This window comes from Pseudomonas soli (assembly GCF_900110655.1).
In the GTDB taxonomy this organism is placed as follows: domain Bacteria; phylum Pseudomonadota; class Gammaproteobacteria; order Pseudomonadales; family Pseudomonadaceae; genus Aquipseudomonas; species Aquipseudomonas soli.
In genome coordinates, this window is sequence record NZ_FOEQ01000002.1 from 664,969 (window position 1) to 681,544 (window position 16,576).

The 16,576-nt window shown below is 59.8% G+C and carries 15 protein-coding genes and 2 pseudogenes; all 17 read right to left on the bottom strand.

Going from position 1 to position 16,576, the window contains the following annotated elements:
- Window positions 1-2: 2 nt before the first annotated feature.
- The gene (gene wecB, locus BMY03_RS07680; protein WP_094010703.1) at window positions 3-1,133 is read right to left on the bottom strand and encodes a non-hydrolyzing UDP-N-acetylglucosamine 2-epimerase; all 1,131 of its coding nucleotides are present in this window, start codon (window positions 1,131-1,133) and stop codon (window positions 3-5) included.
- 19 nt (window positions 1,134-1,152) lie between these two features.
- Window positions 1,153-2,271 carry a UDP-2-acetamido-2,6-beta-L-arabino-hexul-4-ose reductase gene (gene wbjC / locus BMY03_RS07685; RefSeq protein WP_094010704.1) on the bottom strand — a complete coding sequence of 373 codons (1,119 nt, stop codon included), beginning with the start codon at window positions 2,269-2,271 and terminating at the stop codon, window positions 1,153-1,155.
- A gap of 4 nt (window positions 2,272-2,275) precedes the next feature.
- Entirely contained in the window at window positions 2,276-3,310 is a 1,035-nt protein-coding gene (locus BMY03_RS07690) for a polysaccharide biosynthesis protein (protein ID WP_094010705.1), read from the bottom strand.
- A 52-nt stretch (window positions 3,311-3,362) separates the two neighbouring features.
- Window positions 3,363-3,527 (bottom strand): annotated as a pseudogene (locus BMY03_RS26940) (DapH/DapD/GlmU-related protein); the annotation flags it as partial.
- Between the two features lie 84 nt (window positions 3,528-3,611).
- Window positions 3,612-3,815, bottom strand: a pseudogene (locus BMY03_RS26945) (acyltransferase); the annotation flags it as partial.
- A complete protein-coding gene (locus BMY03_RS07700) occupies window positions 3,812-5,239 on the bottom strand; it encodes a hypothetical protein (RefSeq protein WP_094010707.1) in 1,428 nt (475 codons plus the stop codon). The gene BMY03_RS07700 and the pseudogene BMY03_RS26945, both read right to left, overlap by 4 nt.
- 82 nt (window positions 5,240-5,321) lie before the next feature.
- Entirely contained in the window at window positions 5,322-6,554 is a 1,233-nt protein-coding gene (locus BMY03_RS07705) for a lipopolysaccharide biosynthesis protein (protein ID WP_094010708.1), read from the bottom strand.
- 152 nt (window positions 6,555-6,706) lie between these two features.
- Window positions 6,707-7,420, bottom strand: a complete 714-nt coding sequence (locus BMY03_RS07710; protein WP_094010709.1) for an acylneuraminate cytidylyltransferase family protein — start codon at window positions 7,418-7,420, stop codon at window positions 6,707-6,709.
- Entirely contained in the window at window positions 7,420-8,067 is a 648-nt protein-coding gene (gene hisH / locus BMY03_RS07715; RefSeq protein WP_094010710.1) for an imidazole glycerol phosphate synthase subunit HisH, read from the bottom strand. Before hisH ends, BMY03_RS07710 begins: the two co-directional genes overlap by 1 nt.
- Window positions 8,060-8,818, bottom strand: coding sequence for an imidazole glycerol phosphate synthase subunit HisF (gene hisF, locus BMY03_RS07720; RefSeq protein WP_094010711.1), 759 nt, complete (start codon window positions 8,816-8,818; stop codon window positions 8,060-8,062). Before hisF ends, hisH begins: the two co-directional genes overlap by 8 nt.
- On the bottom strand, window positions 8,818-10,131 hold the full coding sequence (locus tag BMY03_RS07725; protein WP_094010712.1) for an N-acetyl sugar amidotransferase: 1,314 nt from the start codon (window positions 10,129-10,131) through the stop codon (window positions 8,818-8,820). Before BMY03_RS07725 ends, hisF begins: the two co-directional genes overlap by 1 nt.
- A 26-nt stretch (window positions 10,132-10,157) precedes the next feature.
- Window positions 10,158-11,213 carry a nucleotidyltransferase family protein gene (locus BMY03_RS07730; RefSeq protein WP_094010713.1) on the bottom strand — a complete coding sequence of 352 codons (1,056 nt, stop codon included), beginning with the start codon at window positions 11,211-11,213 and terminating at the stop codon, window positions 10,158-10,160.
- Window positions 11,214-11,227: 14 nt separating this feature from the next.
- A complete protein-coding gene (locus tag BMY03_RS07735; protein ID WP_232888241.1) occupies window positions 11,228-11,905 on the bottom strand; it encodes an acetyltransferase in 678 nt (225 codons plus the stop codon).
- Window positions 11,902-12,987 (bottom strand): N-acetylneuraminate synthase, encoded by a 1,086-nt coding sequence (gene neuB / locus BMY03_RS07740; protein WP_094010715.1) that lies wholly within the window; start codon window positions 12,985-12,987, stop codon window positions 11,902-11,904. Before neuB ends, BMY03_RS07735 begins: the two co-directional genes overlap by 4 nt.
- A 3-nt stretch (window positions 12,988-12,990) precedes the next feature.
- On the bottom strand, window positions 12,991-14,145 hold the full coding sequence (gene neuC / locus BMY03_RS07745; protein ID WP_094010716.1) for a UDP-N-acetylglucosamine 2-epimerase: 1,155 nt from the start codon (window positions 14,143-14,145) through the stop codon (window positions 12,991-12,993).
- Window positions 14,142-15,302, bottom strand: coding sequence for a LegC family aminotransferase (locus BMY03_RS07750; RefSeq protein ID WP_094010717.1), 1,161 nt, complete (start codon window positions 15,300-15,302; stop codon window positions 14,142-14,144). The genes neuC and BMY03_RS07750 overlap by 4 nt, the downstream gene beginning before the upstream one ends.
- An 8-nt stretch (window positions 15,303-15,310) precedes the next feature.
- Window positions 15,311-16,291 (bottom strand): NAD-dependent 4,6-dehydratase LegB, encoded by a 981-nt coding sequence (locus tag BMY03_RS07755; RefSeq protein WP_094010760.1) that lies wholly within the window; start codon window positions 16,289-16,291, stop codon window positions 15,311-15,313.
- Window positions 16,292-16,576 lie beyond the last annotated feature (285 nt).

Below are 16,576 nucleotides of genomic sequence, written 5' to 3' on the forward strand. Positions count from 1 at the left end.
ACTCAATACCGCTTCCATACGACCCGGTTCACATAGTCGGTATAGCTATGTAGGATCCGGACTACTTTTTCGGAAACATTCGGCATGCTGTAATCCGCGACCAGACGTAGGTCACGTTGCTCGCCGCGGGCCTGGCCAGCTAGGATCTCCAGCCCCTGGAGCACCCGCTCCAGCTCGACGCCCACCATCATGACCACCGCTTCCTCCATGCCCTCCGGACGCTCGTGCGCCTCGCGAAGGTTCAGTGCGGGGAAGTTCAGGATGGAGGCTTCCTCGCTGATGGTGCCACTGTCGGACAAAACCGCGTAAGCCTCGAGTTGCAGCTTGTTGTAGTCCTTGAAGCCCAGCGGCTTGAGCAGCCTCACATTGGGATGGAACTCGACCGCCAGGGCATCGATGCGTTTCTGTGTGCGCGGGTGAGTGGACACCACGATCGGCATGGCATAGCGCTCGGCGACGCCATTGAGCATGGCGACCAGCTTGAGGAAGTTCTGCTCGGAGTCGATGTTCTCTTCGCGATGGACGCTGACCACCATGAAACCGCCAGCGCTCAAGCCCAGGCGCTCGAGAACGTCCGAGGCGGCGATGCCTTCGCGATAGTGCCCGAGCACCTCGAACATCGGACTGCCGGTCTTGATTATACGGTCCGCAGGCAGCCCCTCGGCCAGCAGGTAATCCCTGGCGATGGCGCTGTAAGTGAGGTTGATGTCTGCGGTGTGGTCGACAATGCGCCGGTTGATTTCCTCGGGAACACGCATGTCGAAGCAACGATTCCCCGCCTCCATGTGGAAACTCGGGATCTTGCGGCGCTTGGCCGGGATGACGGCCATGCAACTGTTGGTGTCACCGAGGATCAGCAAGGCTTCCGGACGCACGACCTCGAGGACCTTGTCCACGGCGATGATCACGTTGCCGATGGTTTCGACGCCATTGCTGCCGGCTGCATTCAGGAAGTGGTCCGGCTTGCGGATGCCCAGGTCCTGAAAGAAGATTTCATTCAGCTCGTAATCGTAGTTCTGCCCAGTATGCACCAGGACATGGTCGCAGTGACGGTCCAGGGCGTGGATGACGCGCGACAGGCGGATGATCTCCGGGCGAGTGCCGACGACCGTAACCACTTTCAACTTTTTCATGACTATCTCTTAGCCCCTCTCATTCGCCGGAGGAGCGTACGGGCATGGCGTAGGTATCGGGATTCTGGCGGTCGAACACTTCGTTGGCCCACAGCATCACGATCAATTCGTCGTCACCGATGTTGGTCACATCATGGGTCCAGCCGGGAACCGTCTCGACGATCACGGGCTTTTCCCCATCGGTATGTAATTCATAGGTTTCGCCACTCTGTATGTGGCGGAAGCCGAAGCGGGCGCTGCCGCGGATCACCAGGAACTTTTCGGTCTTGGTGTGATGGTAGTGCCCGCCCCGGGTGACCCCGGGCTTCGCGGTGAAATAGGCGAACTGGCCTGAGTCCCGGGTTTTGAGCATCTCCACGAAGGTTCCACGCGGGTCGGAATAACCTGGCAGCTCGTAGCTGAAGGCTTGCGCGGGCAAGTAGCTGAGATAAGTGGAGTGAAGCGCGCGCGCCAGGCCCGTGCCCACCGCCTCCGTGGTTAGGGTCGAGCGGCTGTCGCGGAAGGCCTCCAGCAGTTCCGCCACCTGACCTACGGTGGTGGAGTACACAGGCTTGACCTCATCTGCCAGGTCGTCAGGCAACACGCCATCCATCAGGCCGATGAAGTGCCTGACCACATCGTCGATGTAGACCAGGTTCACCACGGCGTTCACATCATGGATCTGAATGGGCAGGCCATTGGCAATGTTGTGGCAAAAAGTGGCGACCATCGAGTTGTAGTTCGGGCGCGCCCACTTGCCGAAGACGTTGGGCAGACGGAATACATGTACTGCCCCGCCCTGACGGGCTGCCAGGTCGGCGAGGGCCTGCTCGGCCGAACGCTTGCTGCGGCCATAGGGATTGTCGGCAAGCGCCTGGATCGACGAGCTGTAGACAACCGGAATACGCCTGCCCGAGGCCAGGATCGCGTCACACAGTCGCGAGGTGAAGTCGGCATTGCCCGTGGCGAACTCGGCGGTGTCGTCCGGCCGGTTGACGCCGGCCAGATGGAAAATGAAGTCAGCCGCTGCAACCTGGGCCAACAACGCCTGCGGCACGCACCGGTCGTGACAGATCATATGGACGTCGTTGCGTGCGTGCAGGTGGCTTTGTAGGTTGCGGCCGATGAACCCATTGCCGCCGGTGATCAACACGTTCAAGCGATCACTCCTCGGGCGAAGCGTGTTCACCACGCTGGATCGCACGAATGAACTCCAGTTTCATCAACAGCGCCTCCATGCCGGCGACGTCGAGGCGCTGGGTATTGTGTGAGTTGTAATCTTCCGCCTGGCTGATACGCTCCTCGCCATGTTCGACGAACTTGCTGTAGTTCAGGTCGCGCAGGTCCGGAGGAATACGGTAATAACCGCCACGGTCCTCGGCACACGCCATCTCCTCGCGACTGAGCAATGCCTCGAACAGCTTCTCGCCGTGGCGGGTACCGATGACATTGATCGGGTGGTCGGGTTTGCCGAGTAGTCCGGTCAGGGCCTTGGCCAGGGTATGGACCGTCGCCGCAGGCGCCTTCTGCACGAACAGGTCGCCATTGCTGCCGTGCTCGAACGCATAGAGCACCAGGTCGACGGCGTCGGACAAGGTCATCATGAAACGGGTCATGCCCGGATCGGTAATGGAAAGCGGCAGGCCCTGGCGAAGTTGTTCGACGAACAATGGGATGACCGAGCCACGGGACGCCATGACGTTGCCATAGCGGGTTCCGCAAATGACCGTGCCCGCTTCTTCGAGGCCACGGGACTTGGCAACCATGACCTTTTCCATCATGGCCTTGGAGATACCCATGGCATTGATCGGATAGACCGCCTTGTCGGTACTCAGGCAGACCACGCGACGAACACCGTTCTGGATCGCGGCCTCGAGCACGTTCTCGGTACCGATGATGTTGGTCTTGACCGCCTCCATGGGATGGAACTCGCAGGAGGGGACCTGTTTCAACGCCGCCGCGTGAAAGATGTAGTCAACTCCACGGGTCGCGCCAAGAACACTCTGGTAGTCGCGAACATCACCGATATAAAACTTTAACTTGCTGCTGGAATAACGCTTGCGCAAATCATCCTGTTTTTTTTCATCACGGCTGAAAATACGGATTTCCGCAATATCGGTATGCAAGAAACGCTTGAGAACGGCATTGCCAAACGAGCCGGTTCCTCCCGTAATCAGAAGTTTCTTCGACTTAAACACCTTGAGTCTTCCTCACCAACATCGCTGAATGCAGGGTTTGCCCAGCTTGGTCAAAACGCCATTTTATGTGCCGAGCAGGGTTGCCAGCAACAACGGAAAAATTTTCTACATCACGAGTGACCACCGATCCGGCCGCAACGATCGCGCCATCGCCGATCGTCACACCATTGAGAATGATCGCCCCATGCCCGATCCACACGTCGCGCCCGATCACCGTTTGCTTCCAGGCTTCGCGACCGCCATCACGCATTGTCACGCCGGGGGTGGCGTAGGCGTGGTCGCCACCGACGATGGCGACATTATTGGCCAGCATGGTGAAACTGCCGATCACGATATCGCCATCGAGATAACTGCGGGCGCCGATATAACACCAGTCGCCAATACTCACCCGCCGAGGGAGGACAAAAAGTCCCCGCCCCAGGCGTACATGCTTGCCCACACGTCTGAATCGATAAAACAGCGCTAACTGGAAGCAGGTCAGCAGGCGCACCAGAAGTCGTCTCATGATTGCGACACCCCTCTTCGCTCATGGCATTTTGCGGCGTCATACCACCTGGCAGGGTCGAACAAGGGCTGGACTCGGGATTCGAGGTCTTCGAGCCTGAAACGCTCCAGATCACTACCAAAGTAGATTTCCGGGAAGAAAGACCGCTCATCGCAGACCAGTACCGGGCCGTAGCCCTGGACGTCATACCAGGCCGTCGAATTGACCGTGACGAAAATCGGCCGATATCCCGCGAGCATCTCCCAGGTCCTGGCCAGTGTCGCCCGCCCCGGACGCTCGACCTGCTCGTCCTTGCTGTTGGGGTGCACCTTGACGAACAACGGCACCGCACAATCCACGCTCAGTCGTTCCAGGCTTTCGCGGATGCTGTTCAGCGCCTGCGCTTCGGCCAGGCAATGAAAATCGGCGAAGTTCTGGTCGATCAGGACGATGGAGGGGGGAAGCTCACGCACTTCATCAACAGTTCCCAGGCCCAGCCGTGTGTTCTTGCCCGCACGGACCTGAGGATGCAGCGAGGGGTAGCGCAGGCGATAGAAGTCCGCCTGGGCAAAGTTCACACCGCGAAACTCGCTGTAGGCAACATAAGGAGCATACAACCCGACGCCATGGGCAGTATTGACCACGCTCACGCCTTGGGCGAGCAGTGTCTCGTACAGCGCCACAGCGGCGATCTCGAACTCGTCGCTGGTATATACCCGTTCGACGCCCTGGGCCAGCAACTCGTTGGCATATCGCTGGTAGGCTTGAACCTCGGCGGCGACCACCAGGCGCGCCGAGGGCTGCCGCGAAAGCAGCATGCGCAGCACCTTCGGCGCGCCATAGGGCAACCCGGACAAGGTTACATCCAGCCCCCGTCGCCGACAGTCGCGCAAGAAACGCCACTGACGCAGGACGCCATAAGGGAACGGGTAGAGTCGCACCCGGGAGTCGGTCATCTCCTGCCCGTACATCGACGCGGTAACGTCGACCCAGCCGCGAACCATCGACGCCGAGACGCCGGAAGCCCTGTCGAAGAGCCGGAACAGTCTGTGCAGGACAGCCTTGAACACGATGAACAGCACAGTTGCACGAGTGATGTAGCTCGCTCGCCAAGGCCCCTGGGACACACGCTCTTGAGACTGCTGGGGAACGAAAGCCTGCAATACTTCGATGCCATCCTCATGGACGGCAACACGCTTGCAAGTGTCCGCTTCCGTCTGCAGGAAGTACGCGAGCGCCGCGAGGTTCCTGACGCGCGAGGACTTCAATGCGTAAAGGTTGACCAGCGCCTTGTGCTCGATCGGCGACAGCGCTTCGCGCGCCGCCATGAATTCGCAAACGGCGTAGAAATGCTCGACCTGGAAGATACTCAGCGAATAACGTGAGCGCAGCTCATCAAGCGAAAAGCGCCGGCCGTCCTTTAGGAGGACGTACTCCATGCTCATGGTTTTACCTCTCGACTGCCCTACGCTGCTGCCCGGGCTCATGGCAGGTGGCAATCCCGGGAATGAATGGAAGCGCCCCTTGTCAGACTCGTGTCCTTGCCATTTCGGTCAGGAGCGTCAATCCGAACAACAGGCCAAAGGACAGGGAAACGATCCAGGCCGAAGCGATCGCACCATGGACCGGAAGCAGCGTGACGTTCAGGAGCACGCTGGTAACCGCCACTCCCAGCGTAATCAGCGCCAGTCGACCGGTGCTGCCATGGAACAACGTGAAACAACTCACGATGCGATACATGCCATTGAAAAACATGGCCAGGAACAGCCAGGGCGCATACAGGATGGCCTGCTGGTATGAATGACGGGCGATGATATCGGCAAAGACCCTGAATGACAAATAACCCACCCCGCAAAGCACTGCCAATCCCATGGCGTAGAGCGCCACCAACCGGCCGATCTGCGGCCTTAGCCGGTCATCTTGACGCCCCAGCGCGGCATACAGCCAAGGCGTGAAGGCCTGGACGAAACCACTGGATGCAATGTTGATCACCTGGGCCACCTGGAATGCCAGGGCGTAGTAGCCTGCGACGGCAACGCCACTGAACGCGGTGATAAGGAACCGATCCAGCATTGCCATGCCCCAGCCGGCCAACTGGTACGGGACCAACGGCAAGCCGTAGGCAAGCGAACGACGCAGATAATCCTTGTCGATGCGGCAGGTCAGGTACCCCTTGCGACGCAGAATCAACAACGACAGCAAGCCGCTGCCGCAGAACACCAGCGCCTGGCCGGTCACGGCGCTCTGCCAGCCCATGTCAACCCAATGGATCAGACCTATCGGTACCCCTAGTTGCGCCACGCAGAACACTAGGAAGAACCTGGCATAGTCGAGCGCGGCATCCTCCGACTGCCAGGTGATCAGGAGAAACTGCTGCAGTGCCTGGCCGAGCGCCCCCAGCAAAGCAACCACCAGCAACCCGGGTGACTCCAGCCAGGCGTAAAGCGCCAGCCCCGCACCGGCGGCCAACAGAATCAGCGCACAACCGACGAGCACCACCACCCAGACGATCGTCGACAGGAATACGGGACGCAAATGCGACGGTGCGGTGAAGAAGTCTCGCTGGAAAGATGCAGTGAGCCCAAGCCCGAGCACCTGAGTGGCGAGGGCGACCATCGCGATGAAGAGCGTCAGAACACCAAGTGACTCACCGGCGAGGATGTAGGCGCAATACAACACCAGAAGCAACTGCGCTCCCGAGCCCACGCCATTGGCCGCCGCATAGATGATCGCCTTGCCCCCTACCCCTCTCAAACTCATATATCGTGCTCACCTGGCATATCGCCCAACTGCTGGATGTAGGCATGCCCCGTCACTCCTGAGCGCCTTTTTTCCGCATAAAAATGCCAGCGGCCACCTCTCACAACGCTAGAGGCAGCCCACTGGCTTGCTGTCATCGCAAATCAGATCACTCAGTCAATTTCACCGCCTTCAGGTAGGGACCGCCGCTCCAGCGCATTGAGCGCCATGTCCCAGTCGTCGGGCGTATCGATATCCAGGGATTCGAACGCATCCGTGATCACCATTGGCACGACTCCGGGCATCACGAAACGCCTGGTCTCACGCAGTAGCGCCGGCGAGATCAGGTAGATCGAACCATCCAGCGTGTAGGCCGGCGGCAGATCCTGCGAACGCCGAGTGAGGAAATCCCAACCTAGGAACGGCTCCAGCGAGTCGCCGCTCAGGCGGAAACACCATGCAGGATGGGCGGCGGCGGCGCATACACTGACCACCGGCCGCGAGGGCTGGGCCTGGAACAGTTCCAGCGCCTTGCGGATCGACTGTCGTGTGCGAAACGGCGATGTTGGCTGTAACAGCATCACACCATCCACTTCACCATGCACCGTCTCGTAGCTGTCCAAGGCATGCAATACCACGTCCACACTGCTGGCCGTGTCGGTGGCCAGTTGCTCGGGGCGCAAGCCCGGAACGCTGGCACCATGGATGCGAGCGACCTCGGCGATCGCCTCATCGTCGGTCGAGACCACGATATCCAGCAAGACATCGCTGGCACGCGCCTCCTCGATCGTCCAGGCAATCAGCGGCCTGCCGCCCAGCACCTTGATGTTCTTGCCCGGCAGGCGCTTGGATCCCCCCCTGGCCGGAACCACAGCAAGAATCTTCATCACAATGCAACGAACCTACGCAGGATCGACAGGCCGGCCTCGCCACTTTTCTCTGGGTGGAATTGCGCCCCCCAGATATTGTCCCGCTGGATGACGGCGGAAATGGCGATATCGCCGTAGCGGCAATCGGCAACACGGTGCTGGGCCGCGTCCGGCACCACCATGTAAGAGTGCACGAAGTACATGGCACTGCGTCCGGGCACGAGGCCTTCGAGCAAGCTACCGGCCCACGACTCGCGCTCGGCGCCAAGGCACAGTTCAGACCAACCGATGTGCGGCACCTTGAGGCTTGCACCCGTGCCATCCTGATTTGGAATGGCCTGCACCCGCCCCGGAATCAACCCAAGCCCCTTGCTTTGGCCAAACTCGTCGCTGCTGTCAAGCAGCAACTGCATGCCCAGACAGATGCCGAACAGCGGCTTGCCACTGGCGGCGTAGTCCCTGATCGCACAATCCATGCCCCGCGCGGCCAGCGCCTGCATGGCGTCACGGAAGGCACCAACGCCCGGAAGCAGTAACTTGTCGACGCCGCTCAGTTCTTCAGGGTCCGAGACCAGCCTGACTTCTGCGCCACAGTGCTCCAGCGCGCGCTGCACGCTGAACAGATTACCCCTGCCGTAATCAACTACCGTTACCACTTCACTCATAGACTCGCACCCGAATTCCCGCCGCCGAAACGTCCTCGCGCACCTGCGCGATGCTAGACCGTTTGTAGTGCAGCAAGTCAGCCATGGCGATGGCATCCGCGCCGCTGTGAATCGCATCGACCGCGTGCTGGGAACTGCCCATGCCACCGCTAGCGATGACCGGGATACCGACCGACGCGCTCACCGCCTTTACCAGGTCGAGGTCATAGCCCTTGCGGGTGCCTTCCTGGTCGACCGAGGTCAGCAGAATCTCGCCAGCCCCCAACGAAGCGGCTTCCTGAGCCCATTCGATCACATCGCGCCCGGTGAACTCCCGGCCGTTATCGGTGAAGACTTCCCATCCGCCAGGCTTGCGCTTGGCTTCGATGGAAAGAACCATGCACTGGCTGCCAAAGGCGTTGGCGATTTCACTGATCAGTTCCGGACGGCGCGCGGCAGCGGTATTGACCGCCACCTTGTCGGCGCCACGGCGCAGCAGTTCGCGCACGTCATCCACGGAACGCACGCCACCCCCGACTGTCATCGGCACAAAGACGTTGCGGGCGGTCTGCTCGACTAAGTCGCCCAGGCTGTTGCGACCATACAGGCTCGCAACACAATCCATGTAGATCAGCTCGTCGATACCCTGCTCGTAGTAACGCTGGGCGTGCTCGCCAGGAGAGCCGATGATACGCAGGCCCTCCAGGTGAATGCCCTTGATCAGGTTTTTGCCCTTGACATCCAGGCGGGCAATGAGTCGAACGTTGCTCATCAACGGGTTCCCTGTGGGTTCCAAGGGGTGTAGCGCAGCTTCCACTCACCATCGACGACGTGCCACAGGTGCGGCGAACGGAAGCGGTCGCAGGTTTCCAGGAACTCTTCGCGAGTCATGCTGATGTAGTCCAGGAACTCTTTCTCATAACGCGACGGATACTCGCCCTCGTAACGCTGCATCAGCGCGACGGCTTCTTCCTTGTCGATATGGTGGTTACGGATTTCCTGAGCCGAATCCATCATTGTGCGGCCGACGCCGAACTTGATCCAGCGAGTGAAGTAGAAGAACCCGTCGACCTTGTCATCAAGGCTGTTGTATTTGGAATAGGTACCTTCGGTACGTACCGGGTTGGCCTCGAAACCGGTGTTTTCCACCGCGTAGTAGTAAGCCTCCTGCGGAACCCACTTCTTGTAGTAACCGAGGTACTTGAAGTCGATGCCCTTGCGCTCGAGAACATCAGGCGGCATCGGAAGGTAGCCAGCCAGGTCGACCAGCGGCACGCCTTCATCCATGTAAGCGCCGATTTCCTTGCCCCCCAGCAGCACGTCGCGAACGTCGCGACCGCCCAGGTAGTCGAGGGTGAAACCTTCGCTCTCGGCAGCCTGACTGGCAGATGCATAGCTGGAAGTCTTGTGGGAGATCTTCTCGCCATACTCGCCCGGCATTTCCCCGTAGAAGATCAGCGGGATGTTGAATTGCGCGGCCATCTTCGCGACGAAGGTTTTCTGACCAAGGATGAACGGCTGGAATGGGTGGAGCAGGTTGATCGTCGCGTTGCGGGTGAGCAGGCGGTGGATCTTGCCGTTCGGGGTATACAGGAAGTTGTCGAAACCACCGACGTGCAACCAATTCTGGAAGTTCTTCCAGCCGATGTCGGTATACAGGTGCGGCGACCAGGTTACGGTCAGCGGGTTCATGCCGTACTTGTACTTGAGCAAGTGTGACTGCATGGCGCTGTCCTTGCCACCACTGCCACCGACGATGCAGTCATAGGTGCCATCGTTCTTGCGATAACGGTTGCACAGCTCGACCAGTTCGCGCTCCCGCTCGTCCCAGTCGATCTCGGCTTCGTTGCGCTTGAGTTCGTTAAAATTACATGCGTGACAAACACCATGCTCGTCGAAGCTCATCGTGGTCTTCTTCGAATCCTTGCCATGCGCATACTCGTTGCTCGACATGGGCTGCTGATTCGACATGTTGCACTTGACGCAGAATTTTACGTCACGTGGCAGGCCGTAGAAGACTTCCAGTTCTTCTGTGGGCTTGGCGAATCTCGACAGATCTACCGATGCGCTAGGGGTAATTTTCAAAACAAGTCTCCATCCAGAGTTCGAAGTCAAACAAGATACTTACTACGGGCCAGGTGCAGGTCGTCGGGGCGACCGACATCCAGCCAGGGCTCATGCATAGGAAAAGCGATTGTGCTTTCACCCCTTTGTTGCAAACGCTCGAACAGTGTCGGCATGTCGCACTGCCCCCCCACCTCGAACACATCCAGCGATCGAGGATCGAGTACATAGATGCCGGCGTTTACGTGGGTCTTGTGAACGGGCTTCTCTTCGAAGCCCACGATATTGATGCCATCCGTACGAATGACGCCAAACGGATTCTGCCACTCGTACAGGCGCACAGCCATAGTCGCCATGGCCTCATGTCGCAAGTGGAAATCAAGCAATTCGCCATATCGGATGTCGCTGAGCACATCGCCATTGGTGACGACGAAGGGAACATCCGGCCGAGGATCGATCAGGCTGATGGCACCTGCGGTGCCAAGCGGGGAGTCCTCGCGCAGGTAGGTGATATTGACGCCCAGCTTGCTGCCATCACCGAAATACTCTTCGATCATGTGACCGAGGTAGTGGATTGACAAGATGAATTTGGAAAAGCCATCCAGCTTCGCCCGCTCGATGATCAACTCCAGGATGGGTTTGCCCCCTACCGGCAACAGCGGCTTGGGACACTCCTCGGTGTAGGGACGCAAGCGCTTGCCCAGGCCCCCGGCCATGACCACCATGGCATTGGGGCGTTCGCTGGGCGCCAGGATTTCGTCCCATAGGTGCAGGCCGATCACCTTGCGCTCGGTATCCACGACCGGTAACTGGTGAATCTTGTTGGCCCGCATCAAATGGAGCACCACCTCACGGGACATTTCCGGTGGCACGACCAACGGATTCAGGGACATCACCTGCTCCACCGGACTGTTCATGTCGAGCCCGCGCAACAAGCCTCGACGAACGTCGCCATCAGTGACACTACCCTGCAACGAACCATCCGGCCCAACTACCATGACGATCTGCAAACCCAGTGCATCCAGGTTTCCAATGACTTGCTGGAGGGTTGCACCCAGCGGGAGCAGTGCCTTGCGCCAAACTTTCTGATCCAGTGGTTTCATAGTTCGCTCGTCCATCAAAGGAATCGGGATGGCTGAATTCGTGCTGGCGAGCCGATGATCAGATGCCCGCCAGGCAAGTCCCTGACGACGGTCGCACCCGCTCCGACCACCGCCTTTTCACCAAGCATCAGGCCCTGCACAACCGTTGCACCGGCACCGACGAATGCGCCGGAAGCCACGTTGACCCCCCCACATAGCACGGCCCCCGGAGCCACATGTACACACATGCCGATAATGCAGTCATGATCGACACTGGCTCGGCTGTTGATCACCGAATTGGCACCAATCTCGACACCAGGCTGCACAACCGCACCGGCCATTATCTGGACACCTTCATCCAGTTTCACGTCGGGCGCCACCCATGCAGACGGATGGACAAGCGCGGGAAAACGAAAACCTCGCGCCCTCAACGCATGGAAGATATCGGCACGACGCGACGAACCTACCACCTGGCCCACGCCATTGACCAGACCGACCGTCGCGGGATCCAGGTGATCGAGCGCTTCGTCTCCACCCAATACCGGGATGCCCTGCCAGTCCGCGACCTTGCCCGCCAACTGCGGGTCGGACACGCCGAGGACCTCGAGACCCAGCGAGCGAAGTAGCGCCAGCAGCACCTTGCCATGACCGCCCGCGCCCAGGAGGACAATAGGCAGCGGCTGGCTCACTGACGTCATTGGCTGGTCACTCATTCCAGGACTTCACCTGCCTGATAGGCACGGTTCGCACAGGTGCCGACCCGCTCCCAGAGCGTTGTCGCAGCCAGGCCACGACCGGTCCGGGCGGTCCCGAGGTCCTGCCTTTCGAGGCGTTCGCCAGCGGCGACATCACGCAGCACGATGACTTGCTGGCGTGCCGCGGTACGGGTATCCCACTCACTGAGCTGCGGCGCCTTGGCAGCCAGCCCGAGCGCCTGTTGCAGGGCACGGATCTGCTCGACCATCTGGCGCAATTCGTCCGGCTCCAGCGAAGCCTTGTGGTCCGGCCCCGGCATATTACGGTCCAGGGTGAAGTGCTTCTCGATGACCCGGGCCCCGCGAGCCACTGCTGCCAGCGGAATCAGCAGGCCTTCGGTATGGTCCGAATAACCCACCTCGAGACCAAAGGCATTGCGCAGGGTATCCATTGCCCGAAGGTTGACCTCCTCCATGGGCGTCGGATATTGCGAGGTGCAATGCAGCAGGGTGACATGCCCCTGCAACCGCGCCCTTGCAGCAGCATCGCCCCAGCAACGCCAGACCTCGGCCATGCTGGCCGGCTCCTGCACGTCGGCGAGCGCATGCGCGACGATCGCCAGGCCCTGCTCAACTTCGCTGAGCGTTGCCATGCCAGTCGACAGCACCAGTGGCTTGCCGGTCCTGGCGAAACGCCAGAGCAGCGGGCCATTGGTCAACTCACCTGACGGCACCTTGAAAAAGGGCATGCCAAGGTCGCAAAGGAAATCGAGGCTATCGACATCGAACGCGGTGCTGATGAACTGGATGCCGCGCGCCTTGGCGTGGTCCTGCAAGTCCTTGTGCCAGGCACGTGGAAGCTCGAGCTTCTGCAGCATCGCCAGCTGGCTCTCGGACGCATCGGTGGTATTTTTCTGGTAGCCCGCCTTCGGCGCTGTCGCCGAAGCCAGCTTGCGCGCATCGAAAGTCTGAAACTTGACGGCGTCGGCGCCGGCCTGGGCGGCCTTGTCTACCAGCTCGAAGGCCAGCTCGCGCTCACCGTTATGGTTGACGCCCGCTTCCGCAATGATGAAAACCGAATCCTGATGTTCTCGATTCATGTATCAGTCCAGATCGTAAAATGATTTGTGCCCGGACAGGTCGCAGGTCTCGAGGACACGAGCAATCGATGCAGCAGCATCGCCCTGTCCGTAGGGGTTCACGACATCCCGACAAACGTCGGCGAACGCCGGACTCAAGACCTTCTCGATTGCCTGGGTGATGCCCTGCCTGGTCGGCTCGCAATCGAGCACCGACTCCGCACTCAGCCGCCCCGCCTGGCGAGCACCGATGTTGACTGTCGGCACACCGAATGCAGGCACCTCGATGATGCCACTTGAGGAGTTGCCGATCACCGCTGCCGCCCGGGGCACCACGCTCAGGTAGCGTCGAAAGCCCAGCGACGGAATGGCCAGCACCCGCTGCGGGTGCGCCGCGGCATAAGCCTCCAGCCGGGGGATAATCGCCCTACCGCCGTTGTCGGCATTCGGGTAGGTGATGACCACGGCATGCTCGGGAAACGCATCGAGCGCCTGCAGCAAGGCCTCGAAGCTCGCTTCGGGATCTTCCTCCAACAGAGTCACCGGGTGATAGGTAACCATGAAGAAGGGCCTGGACAGATCGAACGAAAGGCTTTGCTGCAACTCTACCAGGCTCATCCGCTCGGTTCGCTTGAGATGATCGAGGCCGACCGCCCCCACGTTGAACACGCGGGATGGGTGCTCGCCCATCTGGATGACCCGTCGGCGATACGGCTCGGCCGCCACGAAGTGCAGGTAGGCCATCTTGCTGATCGCATGGCGGATGGCATCGTCGTAGGCACCTTCGCTCAGCTCCCCGCCATGCAGGTGAACCAGGGGAATGCGCATGACCAACGCCACCTGTGCGATGCTCAAGGCTTCGAAGCGGTCGCCCAGCACCACCAGCAGGTCCGGGCGCAGGCGATCCAGTGCATCGGCGAAACCCAGGGTGCCAAGCCCCATGGATTTCGCCGTACCTACATCGGTGTTGGAGGATAACAGCATCTCCACCTTGGCATCGATAGAGATACCATCGGCTTCGATCTGTCGCCATGTTTCACCGAACTCAGGAGAAAAATGCATGCAACCCGCAATGAGCTGGAGCTCCAGATCATCGCTGGCCTGGATCTCCCGAATCAGCCAGTAAAGCAATCCGTACTCGGCGCGAGTACCGGTAAATATCGCGACCCGACGCTTCATGCCGTCTCCTGGACGGGTACGCTGCTGGGCAGATTGACGACACGCGCCTCGAGCCACTCGGCGTTTGCCAGGTCGCCTCGCGGGCACCCGGTATAGGCTGGCAGGCGATTCATCAGAGCCCAGATCGGCCGGGTCATGACACCCGCCTCATTGGTCCCCTTCAACAGCGCATCACGCTGTGCGAGATCTTGGCAGACCACGGCATTCAGCCAGTAGTTGGAACGGCAACCCTCAGGCTCCACGACGAACTGCAGACCGGCCTCGTTGCCCTCCAGCTCGGCACGGTAAGCCTCCGCCAGAACCCGCTTGGCGGCGAGGAAACCATCCAACTGCTCGAGCTGGGCACACCCCAGGGCCGCATTGATGTTGGGCAAGCGATAGTTGTAGCCAACCTCGTCATGCACGTACTCATAAGGATGCGCACGCTTGGCCGTGGTGGTCAGGTGCTTGGCCCGACTCCCCATCGTCTCGTCGCGGGCGAGGATCATTCCGCCGCCGCCCGTGGTGATGACCTTGTTGCCGTTGAAGCTCAAGGTACCCAGCTCGCCGAAGGTGCCGGTATGCTGACCCCGGTAGTAGCTGCCCAGCGATTCCGCGGCATCCTCGACCAGCACCAGCCCCCACCTCTCGCACACTCGAACAAGGTCAACCAGCGCTACCGGGTGACCAAAGGTATGCATCGGCAGACAAGCCCGGATGATGCGACCGTCCTCGCGCAGGCGGCACAGACCGTCGTCACCGCGCTCCGCCACCTGCTCCAGCCATGCATCGAGCGCACGGGGGGACAGGCCCAGGGTCTCACGATCAACGTCGACGAACGCCGGTGTGGCACCACAGTAGGCGATGGCGTTGCAGGTGGCGACGAAGGTCAACGACTGAGTCACGACCAACTCGCCTGGCTTCACACCCGCCAGCAGTAGCGCAACGTGCAGCGCCGCAGTGCCGTTCACTGTGGCGACCGCACGGGAACACCCGGTATAGGCCTGCATGTCACGCTCAAAGCGATCGACGAAGGCGCCGACACTGGACACGAACGTCGACTCGATGGTGTCGACCACATACTGACGCTCATTGCCCGTGAACAGCGGCGCATGCAGAGGAATGAATTCGTCCGTGCGGTATTGCGCGCGAATGAATTTTACAAGTGAGTCGATCATTCGCGACCTCAAACGTTGTAGATAGCAGCTTTGTACTTGGCCAGGTTTTGCGGCTGAGTGAACCATTCGATGGTCTTTTGCAGACCGTCGCGAATGGAATACTCCGGCTTGAAGCCGGTCAGCGAGTTAATCTTGCTGTTGTCGCACCACAGGCGGAATACTTCGGATTTTTCCGGACGCACGCGCTGCTCATCGAAGAGGAACTCGACATCGCTGTTCATGAGTTCGCGGATCATCTTCAAGGTGTCGCCAACCGAGATCTCGAAGTTGGAACCGATATTCACCACTTCGCCAACCGCCTTGTCGCAACCTGCCAGTTCGAGGAAGCCGCGACAGGTATCCGCCACATAATTGAAGTCACGGGTCGGCGAGACATCGCCCAGTTTGATCTGGCGCTGACCGGAGGCGATCTGACTGATAATGGTCGGGATTACCGCGCGCGCAGACTGGCGTGGCCCGTAGGTGTTGAACGGACGGGCAGTGGTCAGCGGGAGGTCGAAGGCATTGAAGAAGCTCATTGCCATCGCATCGGCACCGATCTTCGAGGCGCTGTACGGAGACTGAGGCTGCAACGGGTGCTTTTCGTCGATCGGAACATATTGCGCGGTGCCATAGACTTCGCTAGTGGAAGTATGAATGACACGCTGGACGTTATTATCCAAGGCTGCCTGACAGATATTCAGGGTACCTTTTACATTGGTATCCACATAGCTATCAGGAGCAACGTAGGAATAGGGAATGGCAATCAGCGCAGCAAGGTGGAAGACCGTATCAACGCCCTTGGTAATGTGCTTGCAGTAATGCGGATCGCGCACATCTCCGTTAAGCACCTCGATATCGCTGAGGCAGTCCACATCCTCCAGCCAACCCCAATAGTTGAACGAGTTATATTGGGAAAGCGCCTTGACCTTATAACCTTGACGTACCAGCAACTCCGTCAGATGAGAACCAATGAAGCCATCGGCTCCTGTCACCAAAACCGTATTCATCTTCAACCCTTTAATTCGTTGCCAACGGGACCCGAGACACGGGCCACAGACCTTTGCGTTGGGAAGCCACGATGCCATGCCCCACCATTGCCACAATACTCGGCGAGCTCACAGAATCGCGACTGCAAGGCGCTAGCGAGCCGCTAGCCGCCTCGTCTCCGGACGGTACGGTGCTCCATGGTTGTCGGCCTTCGCCGAATCCACTCCTGCTACAGCGCCGGCATATGGGCAGGCAGCAATCGCCGACGGATCATAGCATGCCTCGTGCGCGAATGAGACTACACA